The sequence below is a fragment of the Streptomyces mayteni genome (assembly GCF_054783955.1).
The window spans coordinates 40554-56497 of record NZ_BAAGPR010000028.1 but is presented as its reverse complement, the minus strand read 5'-3'; the positions used below and the strand labels follow the sequence as shown (position 1 = coordinate 56497).

Below are 15944 nucleotides of genomic sequence, written 5' to 3'. Positions count from 1 at the left end.
CGTGATCGACCTCGACATCAGGGAGTACGAGTGAGCGCGGTCAGCTGGGAGGAAACCAGGCGCAGGGCCCGTGAGCGCCGTGAAGCCGCCGAGCTTCCCGTGCGGTCCCCGGCGGAGAAGCGGGAGTCGATGGATCGGCTCGTCGCCGAGGTGCGAGCCCACCGGCTCGCGGAGATCCGGCGGGAGCAGGCTCTGACGCAGCGGGCGGTCGCGGACGTCATGGGCGTCTCAGTTCCCCGGGTGTCGGCGATCGAGCACGGTGACGTCGACCGCACCGAGCTGGCGACCCTGCGCTCCTATGTCGAGGCACTGGGAGGCCGGCTGCGCGTGGTGGCCGACTTCGGCGACGCCGAGTTCACCGTGGCCTGACCCGCGGCGTCGGCCGCGCCATGACGAACGACACGTCCGTGCCCGATATCGGGCACAGATGTTGCGAAGCGCCCGCATGATCCGCACCATCAAGGGGTGCTCGATCGCGGAACGTCCTATGACGACCTCGTGGACCATCTGGTGCGCACCACGCCGCTCGCCCGCGGTGAGGCTGCCCGGGTGGTTCTCGACGTGTTGGCGTACTTCGACGAGACGGCCGAGGAATACGTCCGGAGGCGGCACCGGGAGCTGCGGAGTCGTGGCCTCGGGAACGACGCGATCTTCGAACGGATCGCGGAGGAGCTGCCACGCCGCGCCGTTGCGCCGCCGGCGCTCTCGCTGCGACAGCTGCGGCGGATCGTCTACGGATAACGACAGCGGCACGACGGGCGCGTGAGGCGCGCCAGCCACACGAGACACAGCGGATCAGCGGGAACAGCAGGAGGAGCCTGGCATGTGCGGAATCGTGGGATACATCGGCAAGCGGGATGTCGCACCACTCCTCCTGGAGGGCCTGCAGCGCCTGGAGTACCGCGGCTACGACTCGGCCGGCATCGCCATCCACAGCAGCGGCAAGGCCGGCGGGCTCAAGACCGTCAAGAACGCCGGGCGGGTCCGTGACCTGGAGGCCAAGGTGCCGGCCAGGTTCGCCGGCACCGCCGGCATCGCCCACACCCGCTGGGCCACCCACGGCGCGCCCAACGACGTCAACGCCCACCCGCACCTGGACGCGCCGGGCCGGGTGGCCGTCGTCCACAACGGCATCATCGACAACTGCGCCGAGCTGCGCGCCAAGCTGACCGCCGACGGCGTCGAGCTTGCCTCCGAGACCGACACCGAGGTGCTGGCCCACCTCGTCGGCCGCGCCCAGGCCGAGACCCTGGAGGAGAAGGTCCGCGAGGCCCTCCGCTACGTCGAGGGCACCTACGGCATCGCCGTGCTGCACGCCGACTTCCCCGACCGGATCGTGGTGGCCCGCAACGGCTCGCCCGTGGTGCTCGGCATCGGCGAGAAGGAGATGTTCGTCGCCTCCGACGTCGCCGCGCTGATCAGCCACACCCGCCAGGTCATCACCCTGGACGACGGCGAGATGGCCACCATCAAGGCCGACGACTACCGCACCTACACCACCGACGGCAGCCGCACCGCCGCCGCGCCGACCACCGTCGAGTGGGAGGCCGAGAGCTGGGACATGGGCGGCCACGACACCTACATGCACAAGGAGATCGCCGAGCAGGCGGACGCCGTCGACCGGGTGCTGCGCGGCCGGATCGACGACCGGTTCGCCACCGTGCGGCTCGGCGGCCTCAACCTGGACGCGCGGGCGGCTCGCGGGGTGCGCCGGGTGAAGATCCTCGGCTGCGGCTCGGCCTACCACGCCGGCCTGATCGGCGCCCAGCTGATCGAGGAGCTGGCCAGGATCCCGGCCGACGCCGAGCCGGCCAGCGAGTTCCGCTACCGCAACGCCGTCGTGGACCCCGACACCCTCTACATCGCCACCAGCCAGTCCGGCGAGACCTACGACACGCTGGCCGCCGTCCAGGAGCTCAAGCGCAAGGGCGCCATGGTCCTCGGCGTGGTCAACGTGGTGGGCAGCGCCATCGCCAGGGAGACCGACGGCGGCGTCTACGTGCACGCCGGACCCGAGGTGTGCGTGGTCTCCACCAAGTGCTTCACCAACACCGCCGTCGCCTTCGCGCTGCTCGCCCTCCACCTGGGCCGGATCAGGGACCTGTCGGTGGCGGACGGCCGGCGGATCATCGAGGGGCTGCGGAAGCTGCCCGGGCAGATCGAGGCGATCCTGGCCGAGGAGGAGCGGATCGCCAAGCTGGCGGCCGAGTTCGCCGAGGCCAAGAGCATGATGTTCGTCGGCCGGGTGCGCGGCTTCCCGGTGGCCAAGGAGGCGTCGCTCAAGCTCAAGGAGGTCTCCTACATCCACGCCGAGGCCTACCCGGCCTCCGAGCTCAAGCACGGGCCGCTGGCGCTGATCGAGCCGGCCGTGCCGACCGTGGCGATCGTGCCGAGCGACGAGCTGCTGGAGAAGAACCGGGCCACGCTCGAGGAGATCAAGGCCCGCAGCGGGCGGATCCTGGCCGTGGCGCACGAGGAGCAGCCCAAGGCCGACGACACCATCGTGGTGCCGCGCAACGAGCCCGAGCTCGACCCGGTGCTGATGGGCATCCCGCTCCAGCTGCTGGCCTACCACACGGCGCTGGCCCTGGGCCGGGACATCGACAAGCCGCGGAACCTCGCGAAGTCCGTCACCGTGGAGTAGCCGACCCGGCCGGGACGCAGGGCGGCCCCCGGAGCGGTGAGTGCCACCATACGCACCGCCGGGGGCCGCCATTTGCGCCGGCGTCGCCCATTACGCCGGCGGGGAGAAGCCGCCGCCGGGTCCGTCACCTCCCGGCCGGCGGCCCGAGTTCTGTCTGACCGCTGTCCCTTTTATGCCCGTCACAAACGCACAATCCACCACCGACGGGCGACGAATTTGGTGAATGCTCCGTGAGCGAACGCGGCGCGACCGCAAGTCCGCGCACAGCAGCGCCCGCTGGTGCCCGTTGGTCTCAGGGGGCGCGCGAAGCCCGGCGGGCGCGCTCGCCCCGGGCGCGCACCGGGGGAAGGCGGGCAGCGGCAGCCTCAGGCGTCACACGGCGCGACCGCGCGGGCACGGAGGCGGAGCGGCGGGCCTCAGGGGATGACGATCGGGGGGTGACGATCAGGGGATGACGATCACCGGGCGGCGGGCCCGGCGGGCGAGCCGGCCGGAGACCGAGCCGAAGATCCGGCCGAGCAGGCCGTGCGTCGTGCCGACCACGATCGCGTCGGCCGCGTACTCCTGGCCGACCTCCTCCAGCTCGTGGCAGATGTCCCCACCGCGCTCCAGCAGCACCCAGGGCACCTCGGACAGGTGCTCGGCGCACGCCAACTCGAGGCCGAGCACCTCCGTGCGGTGGTCGGGGACGTCGACCAGGGCCGGCGGCTCGCAGCCCGCCCAGACCGTGGTCGGCAGCCGGTTGGCGACGTGCACGATGATCAGCCCGCAGTTGGACCGGTTCGCCATGCCCACCGCGTAGGCCAGGGCCCGCTCGCTCGAGGTCGAGCCGTCGAAGCCGACCACCACACCATGCTGGAACGCCGGGTCGTGCGATGTGTGCGACTCGTCCACCAGATCGGGCGTGGACGAGGGATCGACGACGCGCCGGCGATCCGCTGGTTCGGGGAACTCGTATCCAGCCATCGGAGCCTCAGCGGTGGGTCAGTGAGGAAACCTCGGGGTCTTGCCGGGGATGGAGGAGGAGGAACGTTGGTAGTCACGCACCGGTTCCTCCTCCAGAGTACGGCGTTAGGTACCTAGTGCCCAGGGACGCTGCCTACAACCCCTGAAACCAGGCACGGAACCGTGACCGAGCAGCATGCCCTACGGGCGGCCCAGGACGCAATGCTTTCGGACACATTGCGGTACCTCCGCTACCGCTGCGTGACCGCATGTCGGACCCGGCGCCTTCTCTTCTTGACATGTCCGCCCTACCTGCAACGATGCGCCCGGCGCGCGCCCCCGGGGCAAGGTTGCGCGGCCGGTGGTGCCCAGCGTGTGGCCGGTGCGACATTCTTGCTGACGACTTTTATTTTCAGCCAACTTCCCCTTGGATGAACCACGTTGCGCACGCGTCACACCAACCCCGTGGGTATACCTTCGGAGAGAGCCGTGCCGGGCCGTCAGCCCCATCCGTGACATGTCACAGGGGGAAGGCGCACTTCCCCCAACTGCTCCTACGTGTAACGCTTCCTGATCGAATGCTTCGCGCCACGTTGTCATGTCGATTTAGCGCCGAGTGATGAACTTGTCCCGCCGACCTCACCTGACACAGTAGATTCGATCTTGGCAATCACGTCGGGGGAAACGTGCAGGACCGAGAGGATGCGACGACCGAGGGAACTGAGGAGCATGAGCCAGGACCCAACGCACGGCCCCGAGCCCGCAGTAAAGCTCGCCGCCCGACGCCGCCGCGAAGTCGTCGCGGTGTTGCTGTTCAGCGGCAGTCCCATGTTCGAAAGCTCCATCCCGCTTTCCGTCTTCGGCGTCGACCGCCAGGATGCCGGGGTGCCGCGATACCGGTTGCTCGCCTGTGCCGGCGAGGAGGGACCGCTGCGCACCACCGGCGGCCTTGAACTACGCGCGCCCTACGGGCTGGGCGCCGTGGCCAGGGCGGGCACGGTGATCGTGCCGGCCTGGCGGTCCATCACCGGGCCGCCACCGGCCGCCGCGCTGGCCGCGCTGCGGCGCGCGCACAGTGAGGGAGCCAGGATCGTCGGGCTGTGCACGGGCGCCTTCGCGCTCGGGGCGGCCGGCCTGCTCGACGGCAGACCGGCGACCACGCACTGGATGTACGCCCCCACGCTGGCCAAGCGCTACCCGTCGGTTCACGTGGACCCCAGGGAGCTCTTCGTCGACGACGGTGACATCCTGACGTCGGCCGGCACCGCCGCCGGCATCGATCTGTGCCTCCACATCGTCCGCTAGGACCACGGGCCCGAGGCCGCCGCGGCCCTGGCCCGCCGGCTGGTGCTCCCGCCGCGGCGGGGCAACGGGGTGGAGACCGGGCAGCAGCGACATCTCGACAGGTCTTTACCAGAGGACATAGGAGCCGATCCGCTGGCGGAAGTGGTGGCCTGGGCCCTCGAACATCTCCACGAACAGTTCGACGTGGAGACGCTCGCGGCCCGTGCCTACATGAGCCGTCGCACCTTCGACCGGCGTTTCCGTGCCCTCACTGGGAGCGCTCCCCTGCAGTGGTTGATCACCCAGCGGGTGCTCCAGGCGCAGCGGTTGTTGGAGGTCTCCGACTACTCGGTGGACGAGGTCGCGGGCCGCTGCGGCTTCCGCTCGCCGGTGGCGCTGCGTGGCCACTTCAGGCGGCAGCTCGGCGCCTCGCCGGCGGCCTACCGGGCCGCCTACCGGGCGCGCCAGCAGGACGGCTCCGCCGGGCGCGCCAAGCCCGTCGGCGACGGCTTCTCGCCCCGCCTGCCGGGGCAGCGGGGGCGCCCGGCGTCCTGAGAGGGCGGGGTGACGTGAGCGCGGCCAGGGGCACGGGAGGGGAGTTGCAGTGAGTCGGTCGCGCTGAGCGACGTAAGGTTGTTCGCATGAACGATCGCATGGTGTGGATCGACTGCGAGATGACCGGGCTCTCGCTGGCCGACGACGCGCTCATCGAGGTGGCCGCGCTGGTCACCGACTCGGAGCTGAACGTGCTCGGCGAGGGGGTGGACATCGTGATCCGCCCCCCGGCCGCGGCTCTCGACTCGATGCCCGAGGTGGTGCGCACCATGCACACCGCCTCCGGGCTGCTCGACGAGCTGGACGCGGGCACGACCCTGGAGGACGCCGAGCGGCAGGTCCTCGACTACGTGCGCGAGCACGCCCCGGAGGCCGGCAAGACGCCGCTCTGCGGCAACTCGATCGGCACCGACCGCGGCTTCCTCGCCCGCGACATGCCGCACCTCGAGTCGCACCTGCACTACCGCGTGATCGACGTGTCGTCGGTCAAGGAGCTGGCCCGCCGCTGGTACCCGAGGGCGTACTTCAACAGCCCGGAGAAGAGCGGCAACCACCGGGCGCTCGCCGACATCAGGGAGTCCATCGCGGAGCTGCGCTACTACCGCGAGGCCATCTTCGTCCCGCAGCCCGGGCCGGACTCCGAGTCGGCCCGCCGGATCGCCGCCCAGCACGTGGTCTCCTGAGGGCGCCGGGAAACCGGCGGGACCATCCCCGGGGACCCTGTACACTTTTGAGCGGTCGCTCCGGCGGCACATGGTGGGTGTAGCTCAGTTGGTAGAGCACCTGGTTGTGGTCCAGGTGGTCGCGGGTTCAAGTCCCGTCACTCACCCCAGAGACATACGAGGCCCCTTCCTGGATGCCAGGTAGGGGCCTTTCGTCGTTCCCGACCCTCGCGCGGGGCCGGGGAGGCGGCGGGTGAGGGTGAGGTGTGTCACACCGCCTCGGCCTGGCCGGCGGCCCGCGGCAGCCGCTGCCGGGGCAGCGCGTGGCGCGGCGGACTGATCAGGGTGATCTGCCGGACGATCTGTTGGAAGGCCACGAGGGCCGAGATGGGGGGCAGACCTGCCACGGCCACATCGGTCAGATGGGGCGGCGCGTGGGCCACGCAGAGGGCGACGGCGAGTCCGGAGAAGAGAACGACCACCGCCCAGGAGTGCCGGGCGCGCCGCTGGTGCAGGGCGGCGCGCAGGATGGAGAGCGAGGCGACCAGCCAGGGGCCGTAGATCAACATCGGCCAGCAGGCGGTGAGCGCGGCCGACGAGCCGGGGCTCGCGACCTGGCGCAGCGGCTCGTAGGAGATCAGCCCGCCGAGCACGCTGAGCATCGCCACCAGGGCGGCGGCCGTCGCGGCGAGCAGCAGGCTGGACCAGCGCACCCATCGCACCCGGGTCGGCTGGTCGGTCCACTGGGGGCGCCGCCGGCGGCCGCGGTGCCTGGGCAGCGAGGTGGTGCGCGGCGGGTGCTGGAGGGGAGGGCCGAACATCCCGGCGAGCCCGGTGAGCGGGGTGGTGTCGTCGGAGAGCCCCCACCCCTGGGGGGAGGCGGCCCTGGGCTCCGAGGGAGCCGGATGGCCGGCGTCCTCTGCGGGGTACCAGGGTGCGTCGCGGTGCTCAGGCATCGTCATCGGCTCGGGATCCTCGGCTAGTTGGCGTCATTCCAGCAACGATGCGCGGGTTGTGGGGATGTGGGGCATTGGGGTGAAGCGGCGGTGAGGTGGGGCCCGCCCGATGCCTTGACCAAATCGAGCGCACGATCTTGGGTGTTGGCATGCGTCAGCGGCGATTCCGATCGCACATCTGTCAGCGGGGGGTCTGATGACCGAGGCGGGGGACGAGGCGCGATCGGACGAGGCGCTTCTGGCGCGGGTGAGACACGGCGACGACGCGGCGTTCGGCGAGCTCTACCGGCGGCACGTCGCGGGCGTCCGGCGGTACGCCAGGCTGTGCTGCCACGATCCGCACCTCGCCGAGGACCTGACGGCCGAGGTGTTCGCCAGGACGCTGCGGATGGTGCGGGCCGGGGCGGGGCCGAACGCCTCGGTGCGGGGCTATCTGCTGACCATCCTGCGCCGGGTGTCCGCGCAGTGGGGCGCCGAGGGGCGGATGGAGCAACCGGTCGCGGAGGCCGACCAGTTGGCGACCGGTGTCCGGACCGCGAGTTCGCCGTCCGAGGCGCTGGCGATGTCCAGGGCCGACCGGTCGATGGCCGCCCGTGCCTTCCGGAGCCTGCCGGAGCGCTGGCGGGCGGTGCTCTGGCACACGACGGTCGAGAACGAACCGGTCAGCCGGGTGGCGCCGCTGCTCGGCCTGACCCCCAACGCCACGGCGGTGCTGGCGTTCCGGGCCAGGGAGGGGCTGCGGACCGCCTACCTCCAGGCCCATGTCTCCTCGTCGCTGACCAGCCAGGAGGAGTGCCGCGAGTACGCGGGCCGGCTCGGCGCCTTCGCCCGGCGGCCTTCCAGGCGCCACGGGTTCCGCGAGCTGCGCCGGCACCTGGACGGCTGCGCGCGCTGCCGGTCCGCCTATCTGGAGCTGGTGGACCTCAATTCGACGCTGCGCGGGCTGGCGCCGGTGGTGCCGCTGGCGTGGCTGGCGGCGAGCGGGATCGCCGGCAGGTCGGCCGGCCTCGCGGTCGAGTGGGGCCCGCACGGCGCGGCCGCGGCCGGGGCAGGTGCCGGGGCCGGCGGGATGCTGGGCTTCGGCAAGGTGGTCGTCTCCGCCTCCTTCGCGCTGGCCACCGGGGTGATGGCGGTCGGCCCGATGCCGGCGCACCACGCGCCGCCGTCCGTCTCCCCGGAGGCCGGCGCGGCCGAGGAGCCGGGGGCCGGGGGGCCACCGCTCGGCGCCCTCGGCGTCCCCGATCCCGCCGTGAGCAGCCCGTCCGCCGTGGTGCCGACGCAGCGGCGGGCGCCGGAGGAGGAGACCGACCGCGCCGAGCCGGACGGCCGGGCCGGGCCGGACAGCGGGTCGGCGGCGGCTTCGACCGAGGCGCCCGCGCCGGCGGGGGACCCGTCATCGGCGGACGACCAGGGCGAGGACGAGGGCGGGAACCAGGGCCAGGACCAGGACCAGAGCCAGGGGCAGGGGCAGGACGCCAGCCAGGGCCAGGGGCAGGGGCAGGGGCAGCAGACGGAGTCCCCGGAGGAGGACGACCAGGGGGAGCAGGGGGCAGGGCAGCCCCCGATCACCCTCTCCGACGAGGATGTCCAGGGTCAGGACGAGGACGAGGTCGGCGCCACGGCACCGGCCAACGGGCAGGACGGGCAGGACGGGCAAGGCCGACAGCCGGGTGCGAGCGGTGCGAGCGGGTCGAGTGGTTCCGGCGGTTCGGGCACCCGCCCGGCGACCCCGTCCCCGTCCCCGTCCCCGTCCCCGTCCCCGTCCGCCACCCTGGGCGCGGCCCAGGGCGACGAGCCCTGAGAGGGCACGGTCCGCCACCGCCGGCCGGCCGCCTAGGATCGGAGGCCGGCCGAGCAAGCCCGACCCGCGGGGGATCATGGACATCGCAGACATCGACGAGCTGTGGGGCCGCGTCACCGGCACCCAGCCGGAGCCCGAGCTGTGGCTGATAGTCGGCACGGCCGTCGTCGCCCTGCTGGCGGTCGTGCCGTACGGGGTGTGGCGCGTGTCGCGCAACACCATCACCATCGCCCACGAGGGCGGCCACGGCCTGGTGGCGCTGCTGTCCGGCCGCCGGCTGCAGGGCATACGCCTGCACTCCGACACCTCGGGCCTGACCGTCTCCCGCGGCAAGCCCACCGGGATCGGCATGATCCTCACCGCCGCCGCCGGCTACACCGCCCCCTCGCTGCTCGGGCTCGCCGGCGCCGCGCTGCTCTCCGCCGGCCGGATCACCGCCCTGCTCTGGGGCGCCACCGCGCTGCTCCTCGCGCTGCTCGTGATGGTCCGCAACGCCTACGGCGTGCTCACCGTCCTCGTCACCTCGGCCGCCTTCCTGCTGGTCTCCTGGCTCACCGAGCCCGACGTGCAGGCGGCCTTCGCCTACCTGGTGGTGTGGTTCCTGCTCCTGGGGGGCGTGCGCCCGGTCTTCGAGCTCCAGGCCAAGCGCCGGCGCGGGGAGGCCAGGGACTCCGACGCCGACCAGCTCTCCCGGCTCACCGGCGTGCCTCCGCTCATGTGGCTGGTCCTGTTCCACGCCGTCGCGCTGACCTCCCTCACCGGTGGCGGACGCTGGCTCCTCGCCCTCTGACACCGCCGAACGCGCTTCGCCGCGCCCCAGACGACTTTTGACGCCGGCCGGAAGAAGCCCCCGTCGGCCGGGTTCCGGCAGGCGCCGCACACTAAACTGAGGGTCATGACCGACCACAGCGATAGCCCCGCTCTCTGGCCCGCTCCGCTCGCCGACGGCGCGATCGACGCGACCGTCACCGTGCCCGGATCCAAGTCGGTCACCAACCGTGCGCTGATCCTCGCCGCGCTGGCCGCCGACCCCGGTTGGCTGCGCCGCCCGCTGCGGTCACGGGACACCCTGCTGATGGCGGACGGGCTGCGGGCGCTCGGCATCGGCATCGAGGAGACGGTCTCGTCCAGCTCCCCGGTCTCCGGGCCCCAGGAGGGCGGCGGCGAGTCCTGGCGGATCATCCCGGCCATGCCGCAGGCCCCCGCCACCGTCGACGTCGGCAACGCCGGCACGGTGATGCGCTTCCTGCCGCCGTTCGCCTCGCTCGCCGAGGGCGCCGTCAGGTTCGACGGCGACAAGCGGTCCCACGAGCGCCCGCTGCACGGGCTGATCGCCGCGCTGCGCGCGCTCGGCGTCCGCGTCGAGGACGGCGCCAGGGGCGCGCTGCCTTTGACCGTGCACGGCGCCGGCTCGGTCGAGGGCGGCTACGCGGAGGTGGACGCGTCGTCCTCCTCGCAGTTCATCAGCGCGCTGCTGCTCTCCGCGCCCCGCTTCAACCACGGCGTCGAGGTCCGGCACGTCGGCGCCACCCTGCCGTCCCTGCCGCACATCCGGATGACGGTGGACATGCTGCGCAAGGCCGGGGCCCAGGTGGACTCCCCGGACTCCGGCGGCGAGGCCAACGTCTGGCGGGTCAGCCCGGGCGCGCTGCTCGGCCGCGACCTGGTCGTCGAGCCCGACCTCTCCAACGCCCAGCCGTTCCTGGCCGCCGCCCTGGTCACCGGCGGCCGCGTCACCATCCCGGACTGGCCGAGGACCACCACGCAGCCTGGCGACGCGCTGCGCCGCATCTTCACGGAGATGGGCGGCTCCTGCGTGCTCGACGACCGCGGCCTGACCCTCACCGGCACCGGCCGGGTGCTCGGGATCGACGCCGACCTGAGCGAGGTCGGCGAGCTGACGCCGGGTATCGCGGCGGTGGCGGCGCTGGCCGAGGGCGAGTCGGTGCTGCGCGGCGTCGCGCACCTGCGGCTGCACGAGACCGACCGGCTCGCGGCGCTCACCAAGGAGATCAACGGGCTCGGCGGCGACGTCACCGAGACCCCCGACGGGCTGCGGATCCGCCCGCGGCCGCTGCACGGCGGCGTCTTCCACACCTACGAGGACCACCGGCTCGCCACTGCGGGCGCGGTGCTCGGGCTGCTCGTCAAGGACGTCGAGGTGGAGGACGTCGCCACCACGGGCAAGACCATGCCGGACTTCCCCGATCTGTGGCACCGCATGCTGGCGGCGTCAGGCGACAGGGCCTGAGGCCCCGGTCCGCGATGCGCCGGTACGGCAAGCACACCGACGAGGACGACGTCCGGGTCCGTCCCAGCCGGCGCGGCACCAGGCCGCGCACCCATCTGCGGCCCAAGCACGAGGACGCCGCCGAGGGGTTCGTGGTCACAGTGGACCGCGGCCGGTTCACCTGCCTCGTCGAGGACCGCGTGGTCACCGCGATGAAGGCCAGGGAACTGGGCCGCAAGAGCGTGGTGGTGGGCGACCGGGTGGCCCTGGTGGGCGACCTGTCGGGCGCCAAGGACACCCTGGCCAGGATCGTCAGGATCGAGGCGCGCTCCTCGACGCTGCGGCGCACGGCGGACGACGACGACCCGTTCGAGCGGGTGGTGGTGGCCAACGCCGACCAGCTGGCGATCGTCACCGCGCTCGCCGACCCCGAGCCGCGGCCGCGGCTGATCGACCGCTGCCTGGTGGCCGCCTACGACGCCGGGCTCGACCCGCTGCTGATCCTCACCAAGGCCGACCTGGCGCCGGCCGAGCCGCTGCTGGAGACCTACGCGCCGCTCGGCATCCGCCATGTGGTCACCAGCGCCGAGGAGTTCGGCGGCGACCCGGCGGCCGTGGCGCGGGTGCGCGAGCTGCTGACCGACCGGATCACCGCGTTCGTCGGGCACAGCGGGGTCGGCAAGACGACGCTGGTCAACGCGCTGGTGCCGGACCGGCGGCGGGCGACGGGCGAGGTCAACGTCGTCACCGGGCGCGGCCGGCACACCACGGTCTCGGCGCTCGCCCTCGCGCTGCCCGACGCGCCCGGCTGGGTCATCGACACCCCGGGGGTGCGGTCGTTCGGGCTGCACCACGTCGACCCGTCCCGGGTGATCCACGCCTTCCCCGACCTGGAGCCCGGCACCGCCGACTGCCCGCGGGCCTGCTCCCACGACGAGCCGGACTGCGCGCTCGACGCCTGGGTGGCGGCCGGCCACGCCGAGCCGGCCAGGCTCACCTCGCTGCGGCGGCTGTTGGCCTCCCGCGGAACGGACTAGGTCCTGTCCTGTCGATCTTGTCGGATCAGCCCGCGTCGTCAGATGCGGTGGATCGCAAGGCGCCGGATCGCAGCTCATACTTGGCCGTATTCGCGCGATTCGGTAACGCAGCGAGGTGCCGTAGCGATGGGGGCACCTCCCAGCCTCCCCCAGACTCCGTCCGGGGGGACCCCCATGGCTGGGGGAGGCGCGGGCCCGGCACGGCAGGACAGGGCCTGGCGCCGGGCCTTGGCGGGGTGTGCGGCTCTGGCGGGCGGGGCGGTGTCGGGTCGACCGGCATGCGGTCAGCACGCCCGCGCGGCGAGGCTGCCCGTCAGGGCGCGATCAGGCGGGAGATCGCCAGCCGGATGGCTGTCTCGCAGGCGGTCGGGGAGGTGAGCGGGAGCGCGCGCATGGCGCGGTCGCGTAACTCGGCGATCAGCCAGGCCGGTTGGCGGGCGGGCGGCGGCGCGGCAGCGCATTCGCAGCGGCAGCCGGTCAGCGCGGCGCGCACCACGCGGTCGGCGCGGGCCGTCGCGAGCAGCCAGTCGGCGGCGCCGTCGAGCGAGCGGGCGCGGGCGAGTTGGGCGGCGAAGCCGTCGAGCAGGGCCGTGGTGCGGTGGACGGTGAGCGCGGCGCCGAGGCCGGCCTTGTCCCCGAACTCGTTGTAGAGCGTCTGGCGGGAGACGCCGGCCGCCGCCGCCACCTCCACCATGCGGACGCGTCGCCACGGGCGCCGTTCGAGCGCGGCACCGGCCGCGTCCAGCAGGGACTCACGCGCGGTGGGCATCGTCGCCTCCTCGCCTGCCCGGGGCCGCACCGCCCCGGCGAGGCACAGGATTGACGCGGTGTCAGGGGCTGTCAAGGTGGCTCGCGAGGGCTGCGGGGTCGTGACCGATACTGGGGGCATGGCCGACTACCACGATGACCTGCGCCTGGCCCACGTGCTGGCCGACGCCGCCGACGCCGCGACGATGGAGCGGTTCAAGGCGCTCGACCTCAAGGTCGACACCAAGCCGGACATGACGCCGGTCAGCGAGGCGGACACGGCCGCCGAGGAGCTGATCAGGTCGGCCCTCCAGCGCGCCAGGCCACGGGACGCGGTGCTCGGCGAGGAGTTCGGCTCCGACGGGCACGGGGCGCGCCGCTGGATCGTCGACCCGATCGACGGCACCAAGAACTACGTGCGGGGCGTCCCGGTCTGGGCCACCCTGATCGCGCTCGTCGACCGCGGCCAGGGCGGCGACCGGCCGGTGGTCGGCGTGGTGTCGGCGCCCGCGCTCTCCCGCCGGTGGTGGGCCGTGGAGGGCGGCGGCGCCTACACGGGCCGCAGCCTGTCGGCCGCCACCCGGCTGCGGGTCTCCGGGGTGTCCCGGCTCGCCGACGCCTCGTTCGCCTACTCCTCGCTCACCGGCTGGGAGGAGCTCGGCCGGCTCGACGCGTTCCTCCAACTCGGCCGGGACTGCTGGCGTACCAGGGCCTACGGCGACTTCTGGTCCTACATGATGGTGGCCGAGGGCTCCGTCGACATGTGTGCCGAGCCCGAGCTCTCGCTGTGGGACATGGCGGCGCCGGCGATCGTGGTCACCGAGGCCGGCGGCCGGTTCACCGGCCTCGACGGCCGGGACGGGCCGTACGGCGGGAACGCGGCGGCCTCCAACGGGCTGCTCCACGAGGAGCTGCTGCGCCGGCTGGGGAGCTGGACGTGACCCCGGCGGGTGGGGTGCGCCTCGGCGCGCCCCACCCGCCGGGGCGGTTACGGCAAGGGCCCCTTCACTGGCCGCGGAGGGCCTGGACCGCGGCCTGGAGCCGCTTGCCGTAGTCCTCGTCGGCCCGGCGGAAGTTCTCGATCGCCCGCTCCGCGATGTCGTCGCGGGAGACCTGGGCGATGAAGCCCGCCAGGTTGCCGACCAGGCGTTCCCTCTCCTCGTCCGACATCAGCCGGTAGAGGTCGCCCGCCTGCGTGTAGTCGTCGTCCTCGGGGTGCGCCGGGGTGGGGTGGTCGCCGGTGGCGCCGCCGACGGTGACCGGCTCCCACAGCGGGCGGTCGGCCTGGGCCGGGCCGCCGAAGCTGTTGGGCTCGTAGTTCCTGGCGCGGCCGTGCCGGCCGTCGTAGCCGATCCCGTCCCGGCTGTGGGTGCGGGCCTCGGTGGCGTGCGGGCGGTTGACCGGCAGGTGGTCGGCGTTGATGCCGACCCGGTAGCGGTGCGCGTCGCCGTAGGCGAAGAGCCGGCCCTGGAGCATCTTGTCGGGCGACGGGCCGACGCCGGGCACGAAGTGGTGCGGCGAGAAGATCGACTGCTCGACCTCGGCGAAGACGTTCTCCGGGTTGCGGTTGAGCTCCAGGCGGCCGATCTCGATCGGCGGGTAGTCCTCGTGCGGCCAGACCTTCGTCAGGTCGAACGGGTTGAACCGGTAACCGGCGGCGTCGGCGGCCGGCATGATCTGCGCCTGCACCGTCCAGGACGGGAAGTCGCCGTTCTCGATCGAGACCCGCAGGTCGCGCTGGTGGCTGTCCGGATCCGTGCCGGCCAGCGCCGCGGCCTCGTCGGCGGTCAGGTTCCTGATGCCCTGGTCGGTCTTGAAGTGGTACTTGACCCAGAAGACCTCGCCGGCCTCGTTGTTCCACTGGAAGGTGTGCGAGCCGTATCCGTTGAGGTGGCGGTAGCTGGCGGGGATGCCGCGGTCGCCGAAGAGCCAGGTGACCTGGTGGGTGGACTCGGGGCTCAGCCCCCAGAAGTCCCAGACGTTGTCCGCCTCCTGCGAGCCCGTGTACGGGTCGCGCTTCTGGGTGTGGATGAAGTCGGGGAACTTGATGGCGTCCCTGATGAAGAAGACCGGGGTGTTGTTGCCGACGAGGTCGTAGTTGCCCTCCTCGGTGTAGAACTTCAGCGCGAAGCCGCGCGGGTCGCGCACGGCGTCGGCCGAGCCGAGGCTGCCGGCCACGGTGGAGAACCGGAGGAAGACCTCCGTCTCCTTCCCGATCGCGGAGAGGAAGGCGGCCCGGGTGTAGGGCGTGACGTCCGCCGTGACGGTGAAGGTGCCGTAGGCGCCGGCGCCTCTCGCGTGCACGATGCGCTCCGGGATCCGCTCGCGGTTGAAGTGCGCGAGCTTCTCGATCAGGAGCTGGTCCTGGATGAGGCCGGGCCCGCCGACGCCGGCGGACTGGCTGTTCTGGTTGTCCGCCACCGGGGCCCCGGCCTCGGTGGTCAGCGGTCCCGCCGCGGTCTGGTCGGTCATCTGCCTGTCACGCCCTTCGGGTGCTCGGAGGTGTTCCTGCGGCTCGGCTCTTGGCTATCGCCAGAACCGATCCTATATTGGACTCTATCCAAGTCAAGACGGCACCCGAGACCGTATCGAGTCCTGGGTGGCCGGGTGCCGGTTAGGGTGGAAGACATGAGTGATCTCCTGCGGCGACTCCGCGGCCGCGGCTGGCGGCTGACCGCCCAGCGCCGGGTCATCGCCGAGGTGCTGGACGGCGAGCACGTCCACTTCACGGCCGACGAGGTGCACGCCAGGGCCGCCGACCGGCTGCCGGAGATCTCCCGCGCCTCCGTCTACAACACCCTCGGCGAGCTCGTCGCGCTCGGCGAGGTCATCGAGGTCACCACGGACGGCCGCGCCAAGCGCTACGACCCCAACGCCCACCACCCCCACCAGCACCTGGTCTGCTCCGGCTGCGGCGAGATGCGGGACGTGCGGCTCGCCGGCGACCCGATGCGGGCGCTGCCCGAGGCGGAGCGGTTCGGCTTCACCGTCTCGGAGGTCACCGTGACGTACTACGGGCGCTGCCCCGCCTGCGGCGGCGGCGATTTGCGGGAAGCGCCGACGGCGGACTAAGGTGGAGAACA

At 72.7% G+C, this 15944-nt stretch carries 14 protein-coding genes, 1 tRNA gene and 1 pseudogene; 12 read left to right on the top strand and 4 right to left on the bottom strand.

The window, feature by feature from the left end:
- Positions 1–30: 30 nt before the first annotated feature.
- The 3 genes from ACYVPE_RS15605 to glmS all read left to right on the top strand — a co-directional run bounded on the left by ACYVPE_RS15605 (position 31) and on the right by glmS (position 2644).
- Positions 31–369: an XRE family transcriptional regulator gene (locus ACYVPE_RS15605; protein ID WP_461034178.1), complete on the top strand. Its 339-nt coding sequence runs from the start codon at positions 31–33 to the stop codon at positions 367–369.
- A gap of 96 nt (positions 370–465) precedes the next feature.
- A complete protein-coding gene (locus tag ACYVPE_RS15600) occupies positions 466–741 on the top strand; it encodes a hypothetical protein (RefSeq protein WP_461034177.1) in 276 nt (91 codons plus the stop codon).
- Positions 742–823: 82 nt separating this feature from the next.
- Complete coding sequence (gene glmS / locus ACYVPE_RS15595) at positions 824–2644, top strand: glutamine--fructose-6-phosphate transaminase (isomerizing) (RefSeq protein ID WP_461034176.1); 1821 nt, start codon at positions 824–826, stop codon at positions 2642–2644.
- 444 nt (positions 2645–3088) lie between these two features.
- Here glmS and ACYVPE_RS15590 read toward each other — a convergent pair whose 3' ends face one another.
- Positions 3089–3610: a universal stress protein gene (locus ACYVPE_RS15590; protein ID WP_461034175.1), complete on the bottom strand. Its 522-nt coding sequence runs from the start codon at positions 3608–3610 to the stop codon at positions 3089–3091.
- Positions 3611–4318: 708 nt separating this feature from the next.
- Here ACYVPE_RS15590 and ACYVPE_RS15585 point away from each other — a divergent pair.
- The 3 genes and pseudogenes from ACYVPE_RS15585 to ACYVPE_RS15575 all read left to right on the top strand — a co-directional run.
- Positions 4319–5425 (top strand): annotated as a pseudogene (locus ACYVPE_RS15585) (GlxA family transcriptional regulator); the annotation flags it as partial.
- Between the two features lie 89 nt (positions 5426–5514).
- A complete protein-coding gene (orn, locus tag ACYVPE_RS15580) occupies positions 5515–6111 on the top strand; it encodes an oligoribonuclease (RefSeq protein WP_461034174.1) in 597 nt (198 codons plus the stop codon).
- A 73-nt stretch (positions 6112–6184) separates the two neighbouring features.
- Positions 6185–6260, top strand: a tRNA-His gene (locus tag ACYVPE_RS15575).
- Positions 6261–6359: 99 nt separating this feature from the next.
- Here ACYVPE_RS15575 and ACYVPE_RS15570 read toward each other — a convergent pair.
- Complete coding sequence (locus ACYVPE_RS15570) at positions 6360–7052, bottom strand: DUF2637 domain-containing protein (RefSeq protein ID WP_461034173.1); 693 nt, start codon at positions 7050–7052, stop codon at positions 6360–6362.
- Positions 7053–7242: 190 nt separating this feature from the next.
- Between ACYVPE_RS15570 and ACYVPE_RS15565 the strand changes: the two genes are divergently transcribed.
- The 4 genes from ACYVPE_RS15565 (at position 7243) to rsgA (ending at position 12114) form a co-directional block, all read left to right on the top strand.
- Positions 7243–8847: an RNA polymerase sigma factor gene (locus ACYVPE_RS15565; protein WP_461034172.1), complete on the top strand. Its 1605-nt coding sequence runs from the start codon at positions 7243–7245 to the stop codon at positions 8845–8847.
- A 76-nt stretch (positions 8848–8923) separates the two neighbouring features.
- A complete protein-coding gene (locus tag ACYVPE_RS15560) occupies positions 8924–9637 on the top strand; it encodes a M50 family metallopeptidase (RefSeq protein ID WP_461034171.1) in 714 nt (237 codons plus the stop codon).
- 105 nt (positions 9638–9742) lie between these two features.
- The gene (gene aroA / locus ACYVPE_RS15555; RefSeq protein ID WP_461034170.1) at positions 9743–11098 is read left to right on the top strand and encodes a 3-phosphoshikimate 1-carboxyvinyltransferase; all 1356 of its coding nucleotides are present in this window, start codon (positions 9743–9745) and stop codon (positions 11096–11098) included.
- A gap of 14 nt (positions 11099–11112) precedes the next feature.
- Complete coding sequence (gene rsgA, locus ACYVPE_RS15550) at positions 11113–12114, top strand: ribosome small subunit-dependent GTPase A (protein ID WP_461034169.1); 1002 nt, start codon at positions 11113–11115, stop codon at positions 12112–12114.
- Between the two features lie 313 nt (positions 12115–12427).
- On the opposite strand, the gene ACYVPE_RS15545 is transcribed toward rsgA, so the two are convergent.
- On the bottom strand, positions 12428–12883 hold the full coding sequence (locus ACYVPE_RS15545) for a TetR/AcrR family transcriptional regulator (protein ID WP_461034168.1): 456 nt from the start codon (positions 12881–12883) through the stop codon (positions 12428–12430).
- Positions 12884–13001: 118 nt separating this feature from the next.
- Here ACYVPE_RS15545 and hisN point away from each other — a divergent pair, with 118 nt between their 5' ends.
- Complete coding sequence (hisN, locus tag ACYVPE_RS15540; protein WP_461034167.1) at positions 13002–13802, top strand: histidinol-phosphatase; 801 nt, start codon at positions 13002–13004, stop codon at positions 13800–13802.
- A 64-nt stretch (positions 13803–13866) separates the two neighbouring features.
- On the opposite strand, the gene ACYVPE_RS15535 is transcribed toward hisN, so the two are convergent.
- Complete coding sequence (locus ACYVPE_RS15535; protein WP_461034166.1) at positions 13867–15333, bottom strand: catalase; 1467 nt, start codon at positions 15331–15333, stop codon at positions 13867–13869.
- A gap of 156 nt (positions 15334–15489) precedes the next feature.
- Here ACYVPE_RS15535 and ACYVPE_RS15530 point away from each other — a divergent pair, with 156 nt between their 5' ends.
- Complete coding sequence (locus tag ACYVPE_RS15530; protein WP_461034165.1) at positions 15490–15933, top strand: Fur family transcriptional regulator; 444 nt, start codon at positions 15490–15492, stop codon at positions 15931–15933.
- Positions 15934–15944: the final 11 nt, after the last annotated feature.